This is a genomic window from Frankia gtarii (genome assembly GCF_025403375.1).
GTDB classification, from domain to species: Bacteria; Actinomycetota; Actinomycetes; order Frankiales; family Frankiaceae; genus Frankia; species Frankia gtarii.
Genome location: NZ_JAMPTM010000446.1, coordinates 1 through 3,136 on the forward strand (window position 1 = coordinate 1; position 3,136 = coordinate 3,136).

The 3,136-nt window shown below is 72.9% G+C and carries 2 protein-coding genes; both read left to right on the top strand.

The window, feature by feature from the left end:
* Positions 1-1,058 (top strand): XdhC family protein (locus NBZ83_RS31155; protein ID WP_261576409.1); only part of this gene is annotated, 1,058 nt, incomplete at its 5' end.
* 237 nt (positions 1,059-1,295) lie between these two features.
* Complete coding sequence (locus NBZ83_RS31160) at positions 1,296-2,945, top strand: MFS transporter (protein WP_261571245.1); 1,650 nt, start codon at positions 1,296-1,298, stop codon at positions 2,943-2,945.
* The last annotated feature ends 191 nt before the right edge of the window (positions 2,946-3,136 follow it).

Sequence of the window (3,136 nt, forward strand, 5' to 3'; positions counted from 1 at the left end):
CAGGTGTGTATAAGAGACAGGCCCTGGAAAGCTACGGCATCTCCGATGACGACGCCTTCGCCGTCGGCCTGACCTGCGGCGGGATCATCGACGTGATCATCGTGCCGTACCCGGCCGCCGGCCCGGTCACGGCTACGGACAAGCGGCCCGCGGACAAGCGGCCCGCGGGCGTGGCGCTCGACGCGGTCCTCGCCGCGCTGGCCGCCGACGAGGCGGTGGCGCTGTTGACCGTCGTCGGGGGAGACGGGCTGGGCGGGCAGGTGACGGTGTGGCCCGACCGCACGGCGGGCTCGTGCGGGGCCGCCGGACTCGACGTCGCCGCGGTCGACGATGCCCGCGGGCTGCTCGCGGCCGGCCGCAGCGGGATGCGCCACTACGGACCGCGGGGGCAGCGGCGGCCGGACGCGATCGGTGTGTTCGTCCAGTCGTTCGCGCCGCCCCCGCGGATGCTGGTCTTCGGTGCGATCGACTACGCCGCCGCGGTGGTGCGCATCGGCCGTTTCCTCGGCTACCGGGTGACGGTGTGCGACGCCCGACCGGTCTTCGCCACCTCCCGGCGCTTCCCCGATGCCGACGAGGTGATCTGCGAACGCCCGGTGGCCTACCTCGCCCGCGCCTCCGTCGACGCGAACACGGTGATCTGTGTGCTCACCCACGATCCGAAGTTCGACATCCCGGTGCTGCGCGCCGCGCTGCGCTCCCCGGCGCACTACGTCGGCGCGATGGGGTCGCGGCGCACCCATGCCGACCGGCTGCGCCGGCTGCGTGACAGCGGCGCCACCGAGGATGATCTCGCCCGGCTGCACTCTCCGATCGGCCTCGACCTGGGGTCGCGCACGCCCGAGGAGACGGCCGTCTCGATCGCCGCGGAGATCATCCAAAGTCGCTGGGGTGGCAGCGGCCGCCCGTTGCGGGCCACCAGCGGTCGCATCCACGCCGAACCCGGCGACCCGTCCGACCCGTCCGACCCGTCCGACCCGTCCGACCCGTCCGACCCGTCCAACCCGTCCGAGCCGTCCGAGCCGTCCCCCTGGGGGGAGCGGGCCCAGGTCGGGTAGCCCCGGGTGGCCACCGCTGTGCTCCGCCACACGGGGGCATCGGGGCTCAACCGGCGCGCGACGGGGACCCGCGGCCGTGACGAGGGATGGGGCCTGACCTGCGTGTTCACGTATCGCGGTAGGTGGCGGTCCTCGTCGGGGCAGTTGCGTGCATCGGTGAACCGCCGTTCACTATGCTGGTGAACGGCGGTTCACCAGTGTGGTGGCCGTTTCCGTATCGATCTTCCGAGGAGTCACGTGGACGAACCTGCCGTGCATCCGGTCGGCGCCGCGGCGGTGGGGGAGCCCCCCGCGGCGGGCGGCGGGCGTTCCCGGGAGCTCAGCGCCGTGCTGGGCGCCGGCGGAATCCTCACCGCGATCTCGCAGGTCTCGATCGTGCCGCTGCTGCCCGACCTGCCCCGGCTCACCGGCGCGTCGGCGTCGAACGTCAGCTGGCTGCTCACCGTCACCCTGCTCGTGGGCGCCGTGGTCACGCCGCTGTTCGGCCGGGCGGGCGACATCTTCGGCAAGCGCCGGATGCTGCTGATCGCGCTCGGGATGCTCACCACCGGGTCGATCCTGTGCGCGCTGACGTCGAACATCTGGCTGCTGATCCCCGCCCGTGGCCTGCAGGGCGCCTGCCTCGCGGTCGTGCCGCTGTCGATCAGCATCCTGCGCGACGAACTGCCACCCGAACGCGTGGGTTCGGCGGTCGCGTTGATGAGCGCCACCGTCGGGATCGGCGCGGCGCTCGGGGTCCCGTTCGCCTCCCTGATCGTCGAATTCGCCGACTGGCACGTCATGTTCTGGGTCACCGGCGGGCTCGGACTGGCCGATCTGATCCTCGCCGGGCTGCTCGTGCGCGAGTCGAAGGTCCGCGCCCCCGCCCGTTTCGACATCCCCGGCGCGGTCGGGCTGGCCCTCGGCCTGCTGTGCCTGCTGCTCGCCCTGTCCAAGGCGGCCGACTGGGGCTTCACCAGCCCCCGCTTCGGCGTCCTGATCCTCGCGGCCGTGGTGATCCTCGCCGGCTGGACCCGCTGGCAGCTTCACGTCGCCGAACCACTGGTCGACCTGCGCCTGGCACGCCGGCCCGCGGTGCTCGCCCCGAACGTCGCGGCGCTGCTGATCGGCTTCTCCTTCTACGCCAACTCGCTGTCCACCGCCCAGCTCGTCCAGGTCCCGACCGAGACCGGCTACGGCCTGGGCCTGTCGGTGTTCGCCAGCGGCCTGTGCCTGCTGCCCGGCGGCGTGGCGATGTTCGCCCTGTCACCGGTCGCGGCGCGCATCACCGCGTCCCGCGGCCCGCGGATCACCCTGCTGCTCGGCGCGTCCGCGCTGGTGCTCGGCTATCTGCTGCGCCTGTTCACCAGCGAGAACCTGCCGATGATCGTGGTGGGGGCGGCGGTGGTCGCCGCCGGGACGGCGCTGGCCTACTCGGCCATGCCGATGCTGATCATGAATGCGGTTCCCCGCACCCAGACGGCCGCGGCCAACGGCCTCAACGTTCTGCTGCGCACGGTCGGGCAGGCATTGTGCAGCGCCGCGGTCGCCGCGCTGCTCAGCCATCTCACGATGACGACCTCGGTGGGGGCGGTGCCGAGCCTCGGTGCCTTCCAGACCGTCTTCGCGATGGCCGGCGTGGTCGGGGCGCTCGCCCTCGGGGTGGGCTGCCTGGTGCCCGTCCGTGGCCATGCCGACATAGCCGTGCCCAGGCAGGCTGACGGCCCACCGCGGACCGACGACCCCGCCTCTGACCCCGACCCCGCGCCCGTCGACGGCGTTCGCGTGGACGAGGCGCGGATTGACGGCGCCCGGATGATCGGGCGGGCGCCTCAGCCGCGGCGACACCGGGCTCCGCACCGCTCTCCCTGGCGTGGCAAGGATGGCAGGGTGACGACCACGGGGTGACGGCGGCACAGTGACGAAGGCACAGTGACGAAGGCATGGTGAAAGCGTCATGCCTGGCGGACCCGACGGTGCCGGGGTGGGTACGGTGCGGCGTCGGTGAGCGGTAGCGTGCAGGCTCGGACGTCCCGGCCGCGGACGTCCGCGGCATCCCGGTACGGGCGGAGGACCGGACCATGACAAGCCCCTCGACC